Origin of the sequence: Pandoraea eparura (assembly GCF_902459725.1) — a bacterium.
Taxonomy (GTDB): domain Bacteria; phylum Pseudomonadota; class Gammaproteobacteria; order Burkholderiales; family Burkholderiaceae; genus Pandoraea; species Pandoraea eparura.
In genome coordinates this window covers 342003-359672 of record NZ_CABPSH010000002.1, presented here as the reverse complement: position 1 = coordinate 359672, position 17670 = coordinate 342003, and the positions used below count along the sequence as shown (strand labels likewise).

The window sequence follows — 17670 nt, the reverse complement described above, 5'->3', positions numbered from 1 at the left end:
AACCGCCTTCACAGGAGTCCGTCATGACGCAGGATCTTTATTTCGGCAAGGCGCTGACCGGGTGGCGGCACGCGTTCCACCGTCAACCGGAGACCGGTTTCGAGGAAGTCGGCACGTCGCAGACGGTGGCGACGATTCTGGAAAGCCTCGGGCTGGAGGTGCATCGCGGCATCGGCGGCACGGGAGTGGTCGCGAACCTGAGGGTGGGCGATGGGGACGGCGTGATCGGCATTCGGGCCGACATGGACGCACTGCAGATTGCCGAGCAGGCGCCGGGGCGCGGGCACGCATCGCAGGTGCCGGGCAAGATGCACGCCTGCGGGCACGACGGTCACATGTCGATGGTGCTCGGCGCCGCGAAGCTGCTGGCGGCGTCGCGCGATTTCAACGGCACCGTGCGCTTCATCTTCCAGCCTGCCGAGGAGCACGGTCGCGGCGCGAAGGCAATGATTGCCGACGGGTTGCTCGAACGCTTTCCGATCGATGCGATCTACGGAGTGCACAACATGCCGGGCATCGCGGCCGGTCACTTTGCGACGCGCGCTGGCGGCATCATGGCGAGCGAAGACAACTTCGTCATCCGCATTCGCGGCAAGGGGACGCACGCGGCGCGTCCGCACATGGGCGTCGATCCGCTCGTCATCGGCGCGCAGATCGTCGTGGCGCTCCAGACGGTGGTGTCGCGCAGTGTCGATCCGGGGGTGTCGGCGGTGGTGTCGTGCACGGAGTTCATCACGGACGGGATTCGCAACGCCATTCCGACGAACGTCGTCATCAAGGGCGATACGCGCAGCTATTCGTCGGACGTGCAGCAACTGCTCGAGACGCGCATGCGCGAGATCTGTCAGGGGGTGTGCGCGATGCATGGCGCGCAGTGTGAGTTCGAGTACACCCACGAGTTCGCGCCGACGATGAATTGGGCGGACAACACGGTGCGCGCCGTGCGCGCGGCGCAGAAGGTGGTCGGCGAAACCCATGTCGATGCGGACGTGGCGCCGATGATGGCATCGGAGGACTTCGGGGTGTTCCTGCAACACGTGCCAGGCAACTTCGCGTTCATCGGCAACGGCAGCGGTGAGGCGCCTGGCGCTATCCCGCTGCACAACGCCTGTTACGACTTCAACGACGCGATTCTGCCGTTAGGCGCCCGCTACTTCGCGCAGATCGTGCGCGACAGCCTGCCGCGTTGATCAACGCGTGGTGCCGGTCGCGTGCATCGCACGCGCCAGTCGCGCCACGCCTTCCTCGATCGCCGCGATCGCTGGCGCCGCGAACGACAAACGCAGCGATGCCTCGTCGGCCTGCTCGGCGAAGAACGCCGTCCCCGGCACGAACAACACCTTCTCGGCGATCGCGTGCGGCAGCAGCGCGCTCGTCTTCACGGCCGCGAGGCGCGCCCACACGAACATCCCGCCCTGCGGGGAATGGAACGCGATGGCATCGCCGAGCGTCTCGCGCAACGCATCGCACAGCGCGTCACATTTGCGACGATACGCTTCGGTGATCTTCGGCAGATGGCGTGCCAACGCGCCGTCGGCGAGATACTCGGCCGCCACCGCTTGCGTCCATGGCACACTGCACAGATCGACGGTCTGCTTTGCCACCACGCATCGGCGGGCAATCTCCGGCGGCGCGACCGTCCAGCCCACGCGAAGCCCCGGCGCGACGATCTTCGACAGGCTCGAGAAGTGCACCACCCAATCGCGCGATCCCGGCACTTCCGCCGTCAGGCCGAGCAGGGTCGGCACCGCATCGCCCGCGAATCGCAAGTCGCCATACGGATCGTCCTCGACGATGATGAACCGGTACTCGACCGCCAGCTTCAGCAGCGCGATGCGACGCTCGCGCGAGAGCGTTGCGCCCGTGGGATTGGCGAAGGTCGGCACGGTGTACAGCAACTTCGGTACGGCGATCTTGCCCTCGTGCAGCAGCGTGCCCAGATGCGCGACGTCCAGCCCGTGCGCGTCGACGGGCACCGTCACGATCGTCGCCTGCTGCAGTCGCAGTGCCTGCAACGTCGCCGGATACGCAGGCTGTTCGGTCACGACGACGTCTCCGGGCGCGACCATCACGCGCAGCAGCAGGTCCATCCCTTGTTGCGAACCGGTCGTCACCAGCAATTCGTCGGTGGCGCACGGTGCGCCGCGCGAGGCCATCAGCGCGACGAGCTGTGCCTTGAGTTCCGCCAGACCGTCGGTCGGGCCATATTGCAGGCAACGCGTGGGCTGGGCGAAGGCGCGGGCCTGTGCCGCGGCGAGACCGTCCACATCGAACAAGTCGCTTGCGGGATACCCGCCCGCGAACGAGATCATGCCCGGCTCGGACAGGTATTTGAACAGCTCGCGAATCGGCGAACCGGCCGGATTGGCGAACACGGAAGTGAAGGCGTACATGGGGCGGGCTATCTCGACTTCACTCGACCGAGAAATCGATGCCTTGCGCGAGGGGCAGGGCGGAAGAGTAGTTGACGGTGTTGGTGGCACGGCGCATATAGCCCTTCCACGCGTCCGAGCCCGACTCGCGGCCGCCGCCCGTTTCCTTCTCGCCGCCGAAGGCGCCGCCGATCTCCGCACCGCTCGGGCCGATGTTGACGTTGGCGATGCCGCAGTCGCTACCCGCCGACGACGTGAAGCGCTCGGCTTCGCGCAGATCGGTCGTGAACACGCACGACGACAGGCCGTGCGAGGCGGCGTTGTTGGCGTCGATGGCTTGCGCGAAGTCGCTGTACTTGAGCACGTACAGGATCGGCGCGAACGTTTCGGTCAGCACGATTTCCGTCTGCGACGGCATCTCGACGATGGCCGGCTTCACATAGAAAGCGTTCTCGGCGCCCGCGACCACGTGACGCTCGCCGCCCGTGACCTTGCCGCCTTGCGCGCGGGCCTTGTCCAGCGCGTCCTGCATGCGCTTGAAGGCACCTTCGTCGATCAGCGGGCCCATGAGCGTGCCGCGCTCGAGCGGGTTGCCGATGGCGACCTTGCCGTACAGCGTCTTCAGGCGCTCGACGGTTTTGTCGTACACGCTCTCATGCACGAACAGGCGGCGCAGCGTGGTGCAACGCTGGCCGGCCGTGCCCACTGCCGAGAAGAGAATGCCGCGCGGCGCGAGTTCCATGTCGGCGCTGCCGGTCACAATGCCCGCGTTGTTGCCGCCCAGCTCCAGGATCGAGCGGCCAAAGCGGCGCGCGACTTCCACGCCGACCTTGCGGCCCATTTCCGTGCTGCCCGTCGCACTCACGATGGCCGAGCGCGGATCGGCGACCAGCGCTTCGCCCACGTCGCGACCGCCGATGATGAGCGCGGTCAGGCCTTCCGGTGCGTCGCCGAATTCGGCGATGACGTCTTCCATCAACTGGTTGACGGCCAGTGCGGTCAGCGGCGTCTTCTCCGACGGCTTCCACACCACGGCGTTGCCGCACACGAGCGCGAGCGCCGCATTCCAGGCCCACACGGCCACCGGGAAGTTGAAGGCGGAGATGACGGTGCACACGCCCATCGGGTGCCACGTCTCGGCCATGCGGTGGCCCGGACGCTCCGACGCGATGGTCAGACCGTACAACTGACGCGACAGGCCGACGGCGAAGTCGCAGATGTCGATCATTTCTTGCACTTCACCCAAGCCCTCTTGCAGGATCTTGCCGGCTTCGAGCGTGACGAGCGCGCCCAGCGCCTGCTTGCGCTCGCGCAGCCTTTCACCGAGCAGGCGTACCAGCTCGCCGCGACGCGGTGCGGGCACGTTGCGCCATGCGGTGAACGCGGTCTGGGCGCGGGCGAGGGTGGCTTGGGCGTCGGCCACCGAGGCGCTGGCCACGCGGCCGATCAATGCGCCGTCGATGGGCGAATGCACGGCGATGTCGCCCGCTTCGGCCAGTTTGGCAATGCCCAGTTCGTTGAGAATGGAAGTCGCGTTCACGTGGATACCCCTATGGAATTCAGTGTTGGCCGCCGGTGCGATTCACCGGTGTCGGCAGATTGAGGCGCAGCAGCGACGCACAGACATATTGTGCGCCGCAAGCCGAGCGCCCTCGATTACTTGGCGTTGGCCGTCATCTTGAAAATACCTTGTGCGTTGCCGGCGTCGAAGCGCAGATCGAGCTTCCAGCAACGCGTGGCCGTGTCGTATTCGCGATGGCGCGTAATGAATTCGTAGAACGAACCCGGCACCTCGCGCGTGACGATCTCGCCGTCCTTGCCGCGGAACTCGCGACGCACCGTGTCGGCGCGATACGCCGTCTGGAACACGCGGCCCGAGCGCGAACGTTCGACTTCGGGCTTCATCGGGCGGCCCTTGGCCTTTTCGGCGTCGGACAGCGCGAACACATCCTCGACGCGGTCGGTCGCATGGTTGAAGGCATTGCCTTCGGTCGCGATCCAGGCCATTTCGGCGGATTCCGCCAGCAGCCGTTCGTAATCGGCCTCGCTCGGGACATCGTGCTGACGCGCGAACGCCCCGACGATCACCGGCAGCAGCGCTTGCGCGCTTTCGAGCGGCAGCGTGCCGTCGCGCTCCAGTTCCCAAAGCTGACCGACGGCCGCCGGCGTGAGCGGATCCTTCGACGTGCCGACCACACGCGACACGGCTTGCTGGAACGTCTCGGAGAAACGCTCCGGATGCAGCTCGCTCACGAAGAATTGCGAGATCTCGTCGGGAGCGTCTTCGTGCGCATAGGCGCGGCCGGTCATGCCCAGTCGGTCGAGCGGATAGCGGCCGTTCAGACGGAACCCCAGCGGACGCAGAATACGCGTGAAGGCCGCTTCGCCCGGCGGCAGGGCGCCGTTATCGGCCCAGCGCACGGTACGCAACGCGCCGTGATCGAAGTAGACGCTGCCGCCTCCGGCAATCGCTTCTTCGGTGTAGGTGCGGCCGTTCGTCGAGCGCGCCAGCAGCCCCTCGAACAGCGCCATGTTCATGGCCTGTGCCAGTTCGGCACGCGTCACGTGCCCCGGCTCGGCGTCCGCCAGGATCGACGGCGAATTGAGGGTTGCGAAGAGCGCGTCGGTACGCGCTTGCCCGATCAGGGAGACCAGCAGGGACTGCACATTGGCATTGCGCATGGGAATGTCTCGCGGGAGGGGACGCCGCCTCAGGCGGCATCGCGGGGTGTCAGGGACATGGCACGGAGCGCTTCACTCCATGTCGTCTTGCATTGACAGCATTATTGGAATGGATGCCATGCGCGTAAAGCGAGATAAAATTGCCACTTGATGCATTTTTGGAATCATCATGCGCAAATTCAGGACCCCCGGCACGGCGGCGCTGCTGGCCTTCGAGGCGGCGGCGCGGCACGAGAGCTTTACCCACGCGGCGCGCGAGCTGTTCCTGACGGAGAGCGCCGTGTCACGCCAGATCGCCACGCTGGAGGCGCAACTGGGGGTGCGTCTGTTCGTGCGTGCCAAGCAGCGCGTGGTGCTGACCCGCGCTGGGCGCCTGTACGGCACCCAAGTGCGCCGCACGTTGGAACAGCTCGATCGCGACACGCTTTCGATCATGGCGCACGGCAGCGGCGGCGGGTACCTGGAGTTGGCGGTGCTGCCGACGTTCGCGTCCGAGTGGTTGATTCCGAGAATGAAGGATTTCGACGAGCGCCACCCTGAGGTTCGCGTGAACATGGGCGTGCACACCGACCTCTTCACATTCGACGAGACGCACTTCGAAGCGGCCATTCACTTCGGGCAGCCGACTTGGCCGGGGACGTCGTCGGATTACCTGTTCGGTGAGGAGGTGGTGCCGGTGTGCCGTCCGTCGCTGCTCAAGGGGCCGGTTCGCACGGCTGCCGATCTGCTCATGTATCCGCTGCTGCACTCGACGACGCGGCCCAGTGCCTGGACGCAATGGTTTGCGGAGCAGCGCATCGAGGACCACCGGACGCTGCAAGGGGTGCGCTATGAGCTTCACACGATGCTGATCGCGGGCGCGGCCGCCGGACTCGGCATCGCACTGGTGCCGAAGTTCTTCGTCGAGGGGCAGTTGGCCACCTTCGGTCTGACGATTCCAGTCGATGTGAAGAGCGTGGCCGAGTCGGCCTACTACCTCGTCTATCCAACGGAACTCACGCACGGGCAGCCACTCAGTGTGTTCCGCGAGTGGCTGTTGATGCAGGCCAGTGCCTATCGACCGGATGATCTGCCCGTGGCGGCTCAGCGCCCGGTGTAACGGCCCGGCCGGTGCCAGGCGACCACCATGGCGCTCATGGCGAGCGCAGACAGTGCCGACCAGGCGACACGCCCCGCCGGGATGGTGGTGAGCGAGACGAGCAGAATCGTCGCGTCGATGCACACCTGGGTAATCCCGGCGTTAATGCCGCGCTCGCGTTGCAGCCACAGCGTGAAGATGCCTGTGCCGCCCACGCCGGCCCCGTGACGCGCGAGCGCCAATACCCCCATGCCGCACAGCGTGCCGCCAACGAACGCGGCGAACAGCGGATTGACGAACGCGACGTTGAAGGTCTGCGGCATGGCCGCGAGGGCGAAGGTGATGCCGAAGCTCGCAACGGTGGACTTGAGCGCGAAGCGCGGGCCCATCGTGAAATACGCGAACAGGAAGAACGGGATGTTCACCAGTGTGAAAATGGTGCCCACCGGTAGGGGAAAGAGGTAAGAGGCGAGCAGCGCAATGCCGGCCACGCCGCCGGTGACCAACCCGGCGGCCTTGAGCAGCACCAGCCCGACCACCACGAATGCCATGCCGATGACCATCGCATAGATGTCTTCGAGCACGGAGTGCGGCACGCCGATTGTGTCGGCTGCCGCGATGGCGCTGCGGGGGCTACCCGCGATTGCGCCTGGATTGTGTTCCATGATCAGCACGTCAAATACAACAAGACGGCGCGCCCGACTCTCCTGGTGTCGTGGTGCGCCGCCGATGATTTCCCGCATCGCTGTCTCGGGCGATGCGCAACTGCACAACTTGTTATGTGGACAACGCTCGTCGATCAGGCGACGTGGTGCACCCAGCCGAACGGATCGGCGACCTTGCCGCGTTGAATGCCCGTGAGCTGATCGCGAATGCGCTTGGTGACCGGGCCTTCGCCGCCGTCGCCGATAGTGAATTCGCCCTTGGCGTGACGCACCTGGCCGATGGCCGTGACGACCGCCGCCGTACCGCACGCGAACGTTTCCTTCACACGGCCGCTGGCGGCGTCGGCTTGCCACTGGGCAAACTCGTACGGCGTTTCGTTGACCGTGAGGCCGTCGCGCTTGGCCATTTCGATGATCGATGCGCGCGTAATGCCCGGCAGGATCGTGCCGGCGAGCGGCGGCGTCTGGAGCGAGCCGTCGTCCATCACGAAGAAGACGTTCATGCCGCCCAGCTCTTCAATCCAGCGATGTTGCGCGGCGTCGAGGAACACGACTTGATCGCAACCCTTGCCGCTGGCTTCTGTTTGCGCGATCAGGCTGGCGGCGTAGTTGCCGCCGCACTTGGCGGCGCCCGTGCCGCCCGGGGCAGCGCGCGTGTATTGGTCGGACACCCACACGGTCACGGCCGACTTGCCGGGCTTGAAGTAGGGGCCGACCGGGCAGGCGATCACGCAGAAGATATATTCATGCGCGGCGCGCACGCCGAGGAAGCTCTCCGACGCGAACATGAACGGGCGGATGTAGAGGCTGCTGCCTTCCGTGCCCGGAATCCAGGCGCGATCGATATCGACCAGCTTTTCCACGGCTTCGAGGAACACGGCTTCCGGCAGTTCGGCCATCGACATGCGCTGGGCCGATTCACGGAAACGCTTGGCATTGGCTTGCGGGCGGAACAGCGAGATCTTGCCGTCTTCACCGCGATAGGCCTTCATCCCTTCGAAGATTTCCTGCGCGTAATGCAGCACGGCGCATGCCGGATCGATCTCGAACGGACGGCGGGCCTCTACCTTCGCGTCATGCCAGCCCGTGCCCTCGGTCCAGCGGATCGTGACCATGTGATCCGTGAATACGCGGCCAAACACCGGGTTCGCCAGCTTGGCGGCGATCTGGTCGGCAGGGGTGGGGTTGGCGTGCGGCTCCACGACAAAACGCAATTGATTATCGGCGCTCATGTTTCTTCAATGTCTCGGCAGAGGGGGCTTCAGTCGTCAGTGCCGTTAACGTAAACGGCAAGGAGGCCCTATTTTCCTCCTTTAGCCCCCCGCCTGTCGACTGAATTCACCACTCGCGCCGTCATCACATCGTTTTGAAGGTAATGGCGCCGAAAAAAATCGGAATTTGGCCGATTTTTAGAAGAAAAGTGTGAGGTTTGCCGATATTTCGCTCTGAATGGCGTCTGGCGCCGCTCACACCCTTCCCACTTTTTACAGCAGGCCGGCCTCGGCGAGTTGGGCACGGCGCGGGTCGCCCTGGCGCGAGAGCATCCAGCCGGGGTACTCGCTGGGCAATGCGCTGGCCGCATCGATGGCCGACAGGTCGCGCTCGCTCAGCGTGACACGCGTTGCCGCGATGTTGTCGTCGAGCTGATCGGTCCGCTTGGCGCCGATGATGACCGTCGAGACGACCGGCTGGGCGAGCAGCCAGGCAAGTGCAATCTGTGCCACCGACACGCCCTTCTCGGCGGCGATGCCGCGCATGACGTCGATGGCGTCGTAAGCGCGTTCCACGTTGACCGGCGGGAAGTCGAAGGTTTGACGCCGGCTGCCCGCTTCGGTCTGGCCATCGCGCGTGTACTTGCCCGAGAGCAGGCCACCGGCAAGCGGGCTCCACACCATCAGGCCGACGTTTTCGCTACGCAGCATCGGCACGATTTCACGTTCGAGATCGCGTCCGGCGACCGTGTAGTACGCCTGCAGCGACGCGAAGCTCGCGAGGTTCAGCCGCGCCGAAATGCCCAGCGCCTTGGTGATCTGCCAGGCCGCCCAGTTCGAGACGCCGATATAGCGGACGTGCCCTTGGCGCACCAGCGTGTCGAGCGCGCCGAGGGTCTCGTCGATGGGCGTGGCCGGATCGAAGCCGTGCACCTGATACAGGTCGATGTGATCGAGTTGCAGGCGTTTGAGGCTGGCCTTGACGCCGTCCATGATGTGATAGCGCGACAGGCCGCGTGAATTGGACCCCTGCGCGCCCGTGGCACCGAAGACCTTGGTGGCGACCACGACGTTATCGCGCGGTACCTTGAGATTGCGCAGGGCCTGCCCGGTGAGGATTTCCGACTGGCCTTCCGAATAGACGTCGGCGGTGTCGATGAAGTTGATGCCGGCGTCGAGCGCGCGGCCCACGAGGGTGTCGACGTCCTGTTGCTGCAAATGGCCGATCTTGCTCCACAGTTCGCCTTGTCCGCCGAAGGTCATCGTGCCAAGGCACAGTTCCGAGACGAAGAGGCCGGTATTGCCGAGTTTTCTTTGTCGCATTGCATCGCTCCGTTGAAATGGCTGCCCGTCGCAGGGGGCCGTCAGGCAGGGGCGACGGCATGCACGGGATGGGAGAAATTATGCGTCGAGGCGCATCTAGCGAGCAGTACCTGTTCCTGCACATTTCCTGCCTGATCGTGTGAATCCCATGCCGGAGGATCGGGCAAGCGCATGCGGCAGGGGTATCCTGTGCGGCATTGCGGCCGTGTTGTGGGGATCGGCCGCCTCTGGATTGAGGGCATTGTCATGCATCTGGTCAAGACGGAGCCGCGCGAGGTCTCGCCGCGGGCGTTCGAGGACGATCCGTCGCTTGCCGCACGTACCGAACTGGTGCATCGGCTCGAGCGCGCGACGCACGGCCTGGAGGGCACGACACCGACGGCGGTGGAGGGCTTGTTCGTGCATCGGATCCTGCATCCGGGCGGCCCGAAACCGGCGCTCCAGCAACCGGCGTTCGCCGTCATCGCCCAGGGCGAGAAGCGCTTGCGGATCGGCGACGAGGATTACGCGTACGACCCAATGCACTACCTGGTGTCGTCGGTGCATTTGCCGGTGGTGGCACAGGTGTCGGGGGCGAGCGAGCAATCGCCGTATTTGGGGATGCGGCTCGACCTGGTGGCCGAGGATGTCACGTCGCTCATCGGCGACGAGCATCTGCCGCCGCCGGCGCCTTCAGCAAGCGGGCGGGGTATGTACGTCAATCGCCTGGACGCGGCGTTGCTCGATGCGGTGTTGCGCTTGCTGCGCTTGCTGGACACACCGCGCGACATTCCGATCCTGGCGCCGATGATCAAGCGCGAGATCGTCTATCGCCTGCTGATGAACGGACAGGGGGTATTGCTGCGGCAGATGGCGTTGCAGGACAGCCAGATGAATCGAATTGCGCGCGCCGTGCGGTGGCTGCGCGAGCATTACGCGCAACCGTTGCGGGTGGAGGCGTTGGCGCAGGAGGTGCACATGAGCGTGTCGTCGCTGCATCACCACTTCAAGCTGGTGACGGCCATGAGTCCGGTGCAGTACCAGAAGCAGTTGCGCTTGCAGGAGGCACGGCGGCTGATCTTCGCGGCGGACATCACCGTGGCGGCGGCAGCGCAGACGGTGGGGTATGAAAGCGCATCGCAGTTCAGCCGTGAATATGCGCGCGTGTTTGGCGAAGCGCCGCTGCGCGACAAACGCCGTTGGCTGCAGGAGGAAGAGGCCGGGGGGCCGCGAAACTAATGCGGGCAGCCGCTCAGCGGCGCTGCGCGTACCGTGTCGGCGCCCGTCAAATCGGACGAATCCTCCACGCAAACCGGGATCAATGTCGCCGCCAATCCCCGCGACCCGCGTCGCACGACGACCCGGCTGGTTGTAAAATGGGTGACGTTGCCGACTTGCCTGCAGGAGGCCCGTCATGCTGTCGATCCATACCGGTTTCGTCGTTTGTCCCACCTGTAAAGCCCGCTTCCCTGTCGCGGCGAGCGAGCCGACCGTCCAGGCGATGTACGACTATCTCCATTCGGATGCCGAAGTGAAGTGCCCGACGTGCGAGACCGCCTTCACCACGGGCAGCGCCAGCAGCAGCATCGAGTTCGAGCCGGTCAACGACGGCGTCACGCTCTCGCCGTCGCCCGTGCGAAGCATCGACGGGCTCGACAATCACTGACGCAATTCGCCACTCACAGTGGCGTCAACACGGGCTCCCCCGCCTGAAAGCGGCGCGTATTCTCGATGAACAGCGCGACGGTGGCGGCGTCCGCCTCAGGCGAGCGGCCTGCCACGTGCGGACTGAGCACCACATTCTCCAAGTCGATCAGTGCCGCAGGCGGTGACGGCTCGCCTTCGTAGACGTCCAGCCCGGCACCGGCGATGACGCCGTCGCGCAATGCGTCTGCGAGGGCGGCCGTGTCGACGACGCTGCCACGCCCCAGATTGACGAGGAAGCCGTGCTTGCCCAGCGCGCGCAGCACCTCGCCATTCACGAGGTGATGGGACTGTGCGCCACCCGGGGCGGTCACGACGAGGTAGTCCGCCCATTCGGCCAGCGCCAGCACGCTGTCGAAGTATTGATAGTGCGCGGGCGCGTCGTCGCGACGGCTGCGGTTTCGGTAGCCGATCTGCATATCGAAGCCCTCACCGCGTTTGGCGAACTGACGGCCGACCGCCCCCAGTCCCACGATTCCCAGCTTCTTGCCCGACACACCGGGCTGCATCGGCAGCGCGTCGCGCCACACCCCCTTGCGACAGGCGGCGTCGTACGCCGGAATGCGACGCACGGCAGCCAGCAGAAGGGCGAAGCCCTGATCCGCTACCGTGGGCGCATTCGCACCGGCGCCGTTCACGGCCACGATATTGCGCGAATGCATCGCGGCGACGTCCAGATTCTCGTAACCGGCGCCCAGCGCGCTGACCAATGCCACGTTCGGCAGATGCGACAGCTCGGCGGCGCTCAGACCCCGCGCGCCGTGGGTGAGCACGAAGCGCGCCCGCTCGCCGTCGGGCCCCCAGCCTTCCGGCGCGGGATGATAGCTCGGGTGGTACGCCACATCGAAATGCGTTTGCAGACTAGACAACTGCTCGGGTTGCATAGGGATCAGGACCAGCAATGGGGGCAACGACACCTTCAATCTCCACAGGGGAATGGGGGCTCGCGGCGCAGCGTCGCGATGACGCGGGTGCCGAACGGGCACCTCGAATTCGCCGTCAGCCGACACTGTATTCCTATCCGCAAGGGTTTGCGCGATGCGGCACGCAGTGCGCCCCCTGCGCGGTCGGGATTCCCCGGGCCGCAAAGGCGCGCGGGCGCCATCGCGCAATGCGAATGGCGCCCGCTCAAGCCCGAGACCCGCGGCAGTGCGCGTTACGTAGGCCTTGTTGTGCGGGCCGAAACGCTCAGGCCGTGGCCTTCACCGCACGCATGGCCTGATGGTGACGCAGGCGACCCAGCGTGAGCATCGTCAGACCGGCGAGCACGGCGGGCACGCCGATGGCGGCGAAAAGCGCCGGCATCGACCAGCCCATGGCGAGCATCGACGCACCGCCGACCGAACCGACCACCGACCCCAGTCGCCCGACACCGTTGGCCCAGCTCACGCCCGTGGCGCGGCAATCGGTGGGGTAGAACCCGGCGGACAGCGCGTTCGCGCCGACCTGACCGCCCGACACGCAGAACCCGGCCCAGAACACGGCCACCGAGGCGAGCACGGGCGAGCTGGCGACAGGGCCGACCGCGGCGACACACACGCCCGCAAGCACATACGCGGCGGCAAGCACGTAGTGGGGGTTGAATCGGTCCATCAACCAGCCGAGCACGATGGCGCCGAGCGTGCCGCCTACCTGGAACATCGAGGTGACGATGGCGGCGTTGCGCAGCGTCAGGCCGTTGGTGCGAAGCAGCGTGGGCAACCAGCTCGAGAGCAGATAGATCACGAGCAGGCTCATGAAGAACGTGACCCAGAAAAGCAGCGTGCCACGCAGCAATTCGGGTGTGAACAGATGCTTCACCGGCGACGTGGTCGATGGCTTCGCCGTGACATTGAACGTCGCACCACGCAGATCCTCATTCGGCGCAATGCGTTGCAGCGATGCCGCAATGCGCGCCGGCGACTTGCCCGCCATCACGAGATAGCGCACCGATTCGGGCAGCGCGCGCATCAGGACCCCACCGAGCATGAGCGGCATGACGCCGCCCACGATCAGCACGGCGCGCCAGCCGAAGGCTTCGATCAATCCGGCCGAGGCGAGACCGCCCAGCGCCGAGCCGAGCGTGAAGCCGCAGAACATGGTCGTCACGAGGAACGAGCGGCGCGACTCGGGGCAGTACTCCGACGTCAGCGTGATCGCGTTGGGCATGGCGCCACCGAGGCCCAGGCCGGTCAGGAAGCGCAGGGCGATCAGTTGCCACAGTTCCATCGACCACGCGGACGCGAGACTCGCCACGCCGAAGAACACCACGGAGAAGATGAGAATGGTCTTGCGGCCAAACTTGTCGGCGAGCGGCCCGAACAGGAATGCCCCGGCCATCAGGCCCGCGAGCCCGGCGCCGAACAGTGGCGCGAGCAGTGCCGGGGTGAGCGACCATTCGGCGCGAATGGCAGGGGCGATGAAGCCGATGGCGGCCGTGTCGAAACCGTCGATGGCGACGATCAGGAAGCACAGCACGACGATCATCACCTGGAACGGCGAAATGCGATGGCGGTCGATGAACGCCGTCACGTTGATGGGGGTGGCTGGCATGGGTTGTCTCCTCAGGGTTGCCAGAAGCGGCGCGGCTAATGGGCCGTCGTCGCAGAAACGCGTTGCAGTGATTGTTGTTATGGGTGCTGCCAATCCCCCGCATCGCGAGACGCGAGGCGAGGGGGTGCCGCGCGACGGTGTTGGATCGTCGCGCGGCGCGATGCCCGGATGCCGGGCGGTGAATCGAGAGGTAGGGGCGTGGTTAGGCCTCAGGCCTCAGCCAGCCACGGGGTTTGCGACAGGCAATGCTCGGCGCGCCAGCCGTGTAGCCATTGCAGAGCGTCGTAGAACTGCGCTTGCGTGCGCCCCTTCCACAGCGAGTTGCGCACCCAGCGATCCACCCCCTTGGCGTGGTAGACCCGGCCCATGTCGCGCGCGCCGTAGAGCACGCGGGCGGTGCGGGGAATGCGGGCGTGCTCGTAGCGGCGGAAGGCGTCGACGAAATCGCCGTTTGCTGCCGCGTAGGCGGCGCCGAGCGTGACGGCGTCTTCGAGCGCCTGGCAGGCGCCTTGCGCGATGTACTGCGTCATCGGGTGGGCGGCGTCGCCCAGGATCGTGGAGCGGCCGAAGCTCCACTGCGCGACCGGATCGCGGTCGGCGGTGGCCCAGCGTCGCCACGACGTCGGACGGTCGAGCATCTGGTGCGGCAGCGCATCGATGCCTTCGAAGTACGACAGCACTTCTTCCTTGCTGCCGTCGCGCACGCCCCAGACTTCTTGCTCACGGCTATGGAACGTGACCACGAGGTTGTATTGCGTGCCGCCGCGCAACGGGTAATGCACGAGGTGGCAGTTCGGCCCGGCCCAGACGACCGGCGCGTTGACCTGCAAGTCCTTCGGCATGTTCTCGACGTCGACCACGGCGCGATACACCACATGACCGGTCACGCGCGGCTCGTCGCCGATCAGCACGGCGCGCACGGCGGACTTCACGCCGTCGCAGCCGATCACGGCGTCGGCCGTGTGGCGCTCGCCATGCTGGTCGATGACGGTGACGCCCTTGTCGTCCTGTTCCAGCGAGACGACCCGCGTCGCGGTGCGGAACTGAATCAACGGGTTGCGCTGTACTGCTTCGAGAATCGACAGATGGATGTCGGCGCGGTGGATCACGGCGTACGGATTGCCGAAGCGCTCGCGATACGGCGCGCCGACGTCGACTTGCGCGATGATGCTGCGGTCGATGGCGTCGCGCAGCGTGATGTGGTCGGTGAAGACCGAACGCCCGCGCGCCGCCTCACCGACGCCGAGGGCGTCGAGTGCCGCGAACGCATTGGCGGCGAGCTGAATGCCCGCGCCGATCTCGCCGATGGTCTCGGCCTGCTCCAGCAGTTCGATCTGCACGCCCTGATTGGCGAGCGCGAGGGCAGCCGCCAGGCCGCCGATGCCGCCGCCAACGACGAGGGCTTTGGGCTGAAAGGTTTGACTCATGGTTGTCTCCTGCGGCCTGTCCAGCCGTTCTGGATGGAAGTCAGGCCGTGTAATCCGGCTGACGATTGGGCGCTGCCGCGAGGAAGGCGGGATGCGTCTGCGCCTGCGCGTACACCGCCATCGCTCGTGGATACGCCGACAAGTCGCACCCCGTGCGCTGGGCATTCGCGATTTGCGGAATCAGGCAGACGTCGGCAAGCGTCGGTGCATCGCCGAAGCACCATGCGCCGTGTCCATGCTTGCCGAGCAATCGCTCCACGCCTGCCATGCCCTCGTCGACCCAGTGGCGGTACCACGCATTCTTCTGCTCGACACTGAGGCCCAGCGGGCCTTGCAGATACTTCAGAATGCGCAGGTTATTCACCGGGTGCATGTCGCAACTGACGAGCATCGCCAGTTCGAGTACGCGCGCCCGTGCCTCGATGTCTTGCGGCACCAGACGCGGCGCGGGCCACCTCGCGTCGAGATAGTCGAGGATGGCGAGCGACTGGCCCAGCGAAAAGTCGCCGTCGATGAGCGCGGGCACGGCGGCCGACGGATTGACCTCGTCGACATACGCGCCGGCATGATGCTCGCCGACGCGGATATTCACCGGAATCGTGTCGAACGCCAGCCCCTTGAGCGCGAGCGCGATGCGCACGCGATACGACGTCGAGCTGTTGAAGAAGCTGTAGAGCTGCATGACGATGCCTCAGATCACGCGCACGGTGATCTCGCCGAGACCTTCCACGGCGGTGACCATCGTCTCTCCGGCCTTGACCGGGCCCACGCCTTCAGGCGTGCCGGTGTAGATCAGGTCGCCCGGCTCCAGACGGAAGAACTGCGACAGGTACGAGACCGTTTCCGCCACCGACCAGATCAGATGCGTGATGTCGCTCTTCTGTTTTTGCACGCCGTCGACCGTCAGCGAGATTGCCGCCTTCTCGATATGACCGACGCTCGACACCGGATGAATCGGGCCGATCGGGGCCGAGGCGTCGAAGGCCTTGCCGATTTCCCACGGACGGCCCATTTCGCGCATCTTCATCTGCAGGTCGCGGCGCGTCATATCGAGACCCACGGCGTAGCCCCAGACATGCTCGAGCGCCTGCTCGAGCGCAATGTCCGACCCCGCCTTGCCGATCACCGCGACCAGTTCGGCTTCGTAGTGGTAGTTGGTCGTCTGCGCGGGATACTTCAACGTGAGCGTCTCGCCGTAGGCCACCGGCAGCACGGCATCGGCCGGCTTGCAGAAGAAGAACGGCGGTTCGCGCTCGGGATCGAAGCCCATTTCGCGGGCGTGCGCGGCGTAGTTGCGGCCAACGCAGTACACGCGGCGCACGGCAAACTGATCGGTGCTGCCAACAACGGGAATGGCGACGGTAGCGGGCGGAGTGAAGACGAAGGACATAGGGTTTGACTCGACGAATAAAGATGAGAACAGTGGCAGCGCACGCAGATCATGCGGGGGTGCGGTACGCAGGGCCGTTAAGTGAGCGTTGGGCTGGTTTCAGGCGTGCAACTCGGGCTTGCAACGCGGGCGTGCAACTCGAGTGCTCGACTCAGGTGCGCGACTCCCGCAGCAGGTTCAGGGCGGCAAGCACTGGGCGATCCGAGTAGCTGAACAGCACGGCGTCGTCGAGCGCGGCGATCTGCACCGGCGCCCACGACGGCACGACGAAGTGATCGCGCGGCTCGAACTGGAAGACCTCGTCGCCAATGCGCACCGTGCCGTGACCTTCGACGACCGAGAACACCGTCGCATCGGTGCTGCGATAGGTCTTGCCCTGGAAGCCTGCGGGCAGGTATTGCATAAACGTCGCCATGGTCGGCATCGGCCAGCCGCCGGTCGCCGGATTCACATAGCGCAGCTTGATGCCGTCCCACGGATCGAGTTCGCCGTTGCGGTACAGCGTGTCGAGTGCTTCCCGCGAGCGGGCATACGGATAGCTGAAGATCGGCGAGGTCGGATCGCTGACCTTGTGATGCACCGGCAGCATGTTGTAGCCGTAGCGCGCGAAGCTGTCGCCTTCGGGGCGCTGCACCGGCTGTTGCGACTCGGGGTAGTTCTCGGCAAAGCCGGCGTCGAAGTACTGCACGAGCGGGATGTCGAGGCCGTCGAGCCACACGACCGGCTCGCCGTCCACCGGGTTGCCGTGGTCGTGCCATGTCCACGACGGGGTGATGATGAAGTCACCGGGGTGCATCGTGGTGCGCTCGCCGTTCACGGCCGTCCACGCGCCGCAGCCTTCCACGATGAAGCGCAGGGCCGATTGCGTATGACGGTGGCTCGGCGCGATCTCGCCCGGCAGAATGAGTTGCAGCCCGGCATAGAGCGAGCCCGTGATGCTCGACGATCCCGGCGTTCCCGGGTTCTGCAAGACCAGCACGCGACGCACGGCCTCTTCGGCGCTGATGACGCATCCCGCTTCCATCACCAGCGGGCGCACGTCGTTGTATTTCCAGATGGCAGGCACCACACGCGGGCGCGGCTGCGGGGGTACGAGGCTGTGCAGCGATTCCCACAGCGGGGCCATGTGGTTGCGGCCGATGTGTTCGTAATAGGCGGCGCGTTCGGCGCTGGGGGCGCGTGCAGACATGCGTGTCTCCGTGTCGGTGTGGGGCCCGGTCAACGCGTCGGAAACGCTTGGCTGACGAGGGCTTGCGGGTCTATGAGTAGCGTTATACTCGGCGAGACATATTCTTTGAAATGAATAA

16 protein-coding genes are annotated in these 17670 nt (G+C 65.7%); 4 read left to right on the top strand and 12 right to left on the bottom strand.

What is annotated here, in order from left to right:
• Positions 1 to 23 precede the first annotated feature (23 nt).
• Positions 24 to 1190: a M20 aminoacylase family protein gene (locus tag PEP31012_RS05715; protein ID WP_150588368.1), complete on the top strand. Its 1167-nt coding sequence runs from the start codon at positions 24 to 26 to the stop codon at positions 1188 to 1190.
• Here PEP31012_RS05715 and PEP31012_RS05710 read toward each other — a convergent pair whose 3' ends face one another.
• From PEP31012_RS05710 to PEP31012_RS05700, 3 genes are all read right to left on the bottom strand, one after another.
• On the bottom strand, positions 1191 to 2393 hold the full coding sequence (locus PEP31012_RS05710; RefSeq protein WP_150588367.1) for an aminotransferase-like domain-containing protein: 1203 nt from the start codon (positions 2391 to 2393) through the stop codon (positions 1191 to 1193). It abuts the gene before it with no gap.
• Between the two features lie 19 nt (positions 2394 to 2412).
• A complete protein-coding gene (amaB, locus tag PEP31012_RS05705; RefSeq protein WP_150588366.1) occupies positions 2413 to 3912 on the bottom strand; it encodes an L-piperidine-6-carboxylate dehydrogenase in 1500 nt (499 codons plus the stop codon).
• Between the two features lie 116 nt (positions 3913 to 4028).
• A complete protein-coding gene (locus tag PEP31012_RS05700; protein WP_150588365.1) occupies positions 4029 to 5054 on the bottom strand; it encodes a DUF1338 domain-containing protein in 1026 nt (341 codons plus the stop codon).
• A 169-nt stretch (positions 5055 to 5223) separates the two neighbouring features.
• Here PEP31012_RS05700 and PEP31012_RS05695 point away from each other — a divergent pair, with 169 nt between their 5' ends.
• Positions 5224 to 6153: a LysR substrate-binding domain-containing protein gene (locus PEP31012_RS05695; protein ID WP_150588364.1), complete on the top strand. Its 930-nt coding sequence runs from the start codon at positions 5224 to 5226 to the stop codon at positions 6151 to 6153.
• On the opposite strand, the gene PEP31012_RS05690 is transcribed toward PEP31012_RS05695, so the two are convergent.
• From PEP31012_RS05690 to PEP31012_RS05680, 3 genes are all read right to left on the bottom strand, one after another.
• The gene (locus PEP31012_RS05690) at positions 6138 to 6797 is read right to left on the bottom strand and encodes a YitT family protein (protein ID WP_246171158.1); all 660 of its coding nucleotides are present in this window, start codon (positions 6795 to 6797) and stop codon (positions 6138 to 6140) included. The genes PEP31012_RS05695 and PEP31012_RS05690 overlap by 16 nt on opposite strands.
• Positions 6798 to 6931: 134 nt before the next feature.
• Entirely contained in the window at positions 6932 to 8029 is a 1098-nt protein-coding gene (locus PEP31012_RS05685) for a branched-chain amino acid aminotransferase (RefSeq protein ID WP_150588363.1), read from the bottom strand.
• A gap of 252 nt (positions 8030 to 8281) precedes the next feature.
• Entirely contained in the window at positions 8282 to 9331 is a 1050-nt protein-coding gene (locus PEP31012_RS05680; RefSeq protein ID WP_150588362.1) for an aldo/keto reductase, read from the bottom strand.
• A gap of 246 nt (positions 9332 to 9577) precedes the next feature.
• On the opposite strand from PEP31012_RS05680, the gene PEP31012_RS05675 reads away from it, so the two are divergent.
• The gene (locus tag PEP31012_RS05675; RefSeq protein ID WP_246171157.1) at positions 9578 to 10549 is read left to right on the top strand and encodes an AraC family transcriptional regulator; all 972 of its coding nucleotides are present in this window, start codon (positions 9578 to 9580) and stop codon (positions 10547 to 10549) included.
• A gap of 175 nt (positions 10550 to 10724) precedes the next feature.
• Positions 10725 to 10976 (top strand): MJ0042-type zinc finger domain-containing protein, encoded by a 252-nt coding sequence (locus PEP31012_RS05670; protein ID WP_150588361.1) that lies wholly within the window; start codon positions 10725 to 10727, stop codon positions 10974 to 10976.
• 13 nt (positions 10977 to 10989) lie between these two features.
• On the opposite strand, the gene PEP31012_RS05665 is transcribed toward PEP31012_RS05670, so the two are convergent.
• From PEP31012_RS05665 to gtdA, 6 genes are all read right to left on the bottom strand, one after another.
• Positions 10990 to 11931 (bottom strand): 2-hydroxyacid dehydrogenase, encoded by a 942-nt coding sequence (locus PEP31012_RS05665; protein ID WP_150588360.1) that lies wholly within the window; start codon positions 11929 to 11931, stop codon positions 10990 to 10992.
• Positions 11932 to 12202: 271 nt separating this feature from the next.
• Entirely contained in the window at positions 12203 to 13546 is a 1344-nt protein-coding gene (locus PEP31012_RS05660) for an MFS transporter (protein WP_150588359.1), read from the bottom strand.
• Positions 13547 to 13755: 209 nt separating this feature from the next.
• A complete protein-coding gene (locus tag PEP31012_RS05655; protein ID WP_150588358.1) occupies positions 13756 to 14973 on the bottom strand; it encodes a 3-hydroxybenzoate 6-monooxygenase in 1218 nt (405 codons plus the stop codon).
• 40 nt (positions 14974 to 15013) lie between these two features.
• Positions 15014 to 15655: a maleylacetoacetate isomerase gene (gene maiA / locus PEP31012_RS05650; RefSeq protein ID WP_150588357.1), complete on the bottom strand. Its 642-nt coding sequence runs from the start codon at positions 15653 to 15655 to the stop codon at positions 15014 to 15016.
• 9 nt (positions 15656 to 15664) lie between these two features.
• Positions 15665 to 16363: a fumarylacetoacetate hydrolase family protein gene (locus tag PEP31012_RS05645; RefSeq protein WP_150588356.1), complete on the bottom strand. Its 699-nt coding sequence runs from the start codon at positions 16361 to 16363 to the stop codon at positions 15665 to 15667.
• Between the two features lie 151 nt (positions 16364 to 16514).
• Positions 16515 to 17552, bottom strand: a complete 1038-nt coding sequence (gtdA, locus tag PEP31012_RS05640; RefSeq protein ID WP_150588355.1) for a gentisate 1,2-dioxygenase — start codon at positions 17550 to 17552, stop codon at positions 16515 to 16517.
• Positions 17553 to 17670 lie beyond the last annotated feature (118 nt).

Coding starts and splice junctions, on each gene's coding strand:
- PEP31012_RS05660 (WP_150588359.1), bottom strand. CDS start 13,546: ATGCCAGCCACCCCCATCAACGTGACGGCGTTCATCGACCGCCATCGC.
- PEP31012_RS05685 (WP_150588363.1), bottom strand. CDS start 8,029: ATGAGCGCCGATAATCAATTGCGTTTTGTCGTGGAGCCGCACGCCAAC.
- PEP31012_RS05655 (WP_150588358.1), bottom strand. CDS start 14,973: ATGAGTCAAACCTTTCAGCCCAAAGCCCTCGTCGTTGGCGGCGGCATC.
- PEP31012_RS05710 (WP_150588367.1), bottom strand. CDS start 2,393: ATGTACGCCTTCACTTCCGTGTTCGCCAATCCGGCCGGTTCGCCGATT.
- PEP31012_RS05680 (WP_150588362.1), bottom strand. CDS start 9,331: ATGCGACAAAGAAAACTCGGCAATACCGGCCTCTTCGTCTCGGAACTG.
- PEP31012_RS05690 (WP_246171158.1), bottom strand. CDS start 6,797: ATGGAACACAATCCAGGCGCAATCGCGGGTAGCCCCCGCAGCGCCATC.
- PEP31012_RS05695 (WP_150588364.1), top strand. CDS start 5,224: ATGCGCAAATTCAGGACCCCCGGCACGGCGGCGCTGCTGGCCTTCGAG.
- PEP31012_RS05670 (WP_150588361.1), top strand. CDS start 10,725: ATGCTGTCGATCCATACCGGTTTCGTCGTTTGTCCCACCTGTAAAGCC.
- PEP31012_RS05675 (WP_246171157.1), top strand. CDS start 9,578: ATGCATCTGGTCAAGACGGAGCCGCGCGAGGTCTCGCCGCGGGCGTTC.
- PEP31012_RS05715 (WP_150588368.1), top strand. CDS start 24: ATGACGCAGGATCTTTATTTCGGCAAGGCGCTGACCGGGTGGCGGCAC.
- gtdA (WP_150588355.1), bottom strand. CDS start 17,552: ATGTCTGCACGCGCCCCCAGCGCCGAACGCGCCGCCTATTACGAACAC.
- PEP31012_RS05645 (WP_150588356.1), bottom strand. CDS start 16,363: ATGTCCTTCGTCTTCACTCCGCCCGCTACCGTCGCCATTCCCGTTGTT.
- PEP31012_RS05700 (WP_150588365.1), bottom strand. CDS start 5,054: ATGCGCAATGCCAATGTGCAGTCCCTGCTGGTCTCCCTGATCGGGCAA.
- maiA (WP_150588357.1), bottom strand. CDS start 15,655: ATGCAGCTCTACAGCTTCTTCAACAGCTCGACGTCGTATCGCGTGCGC.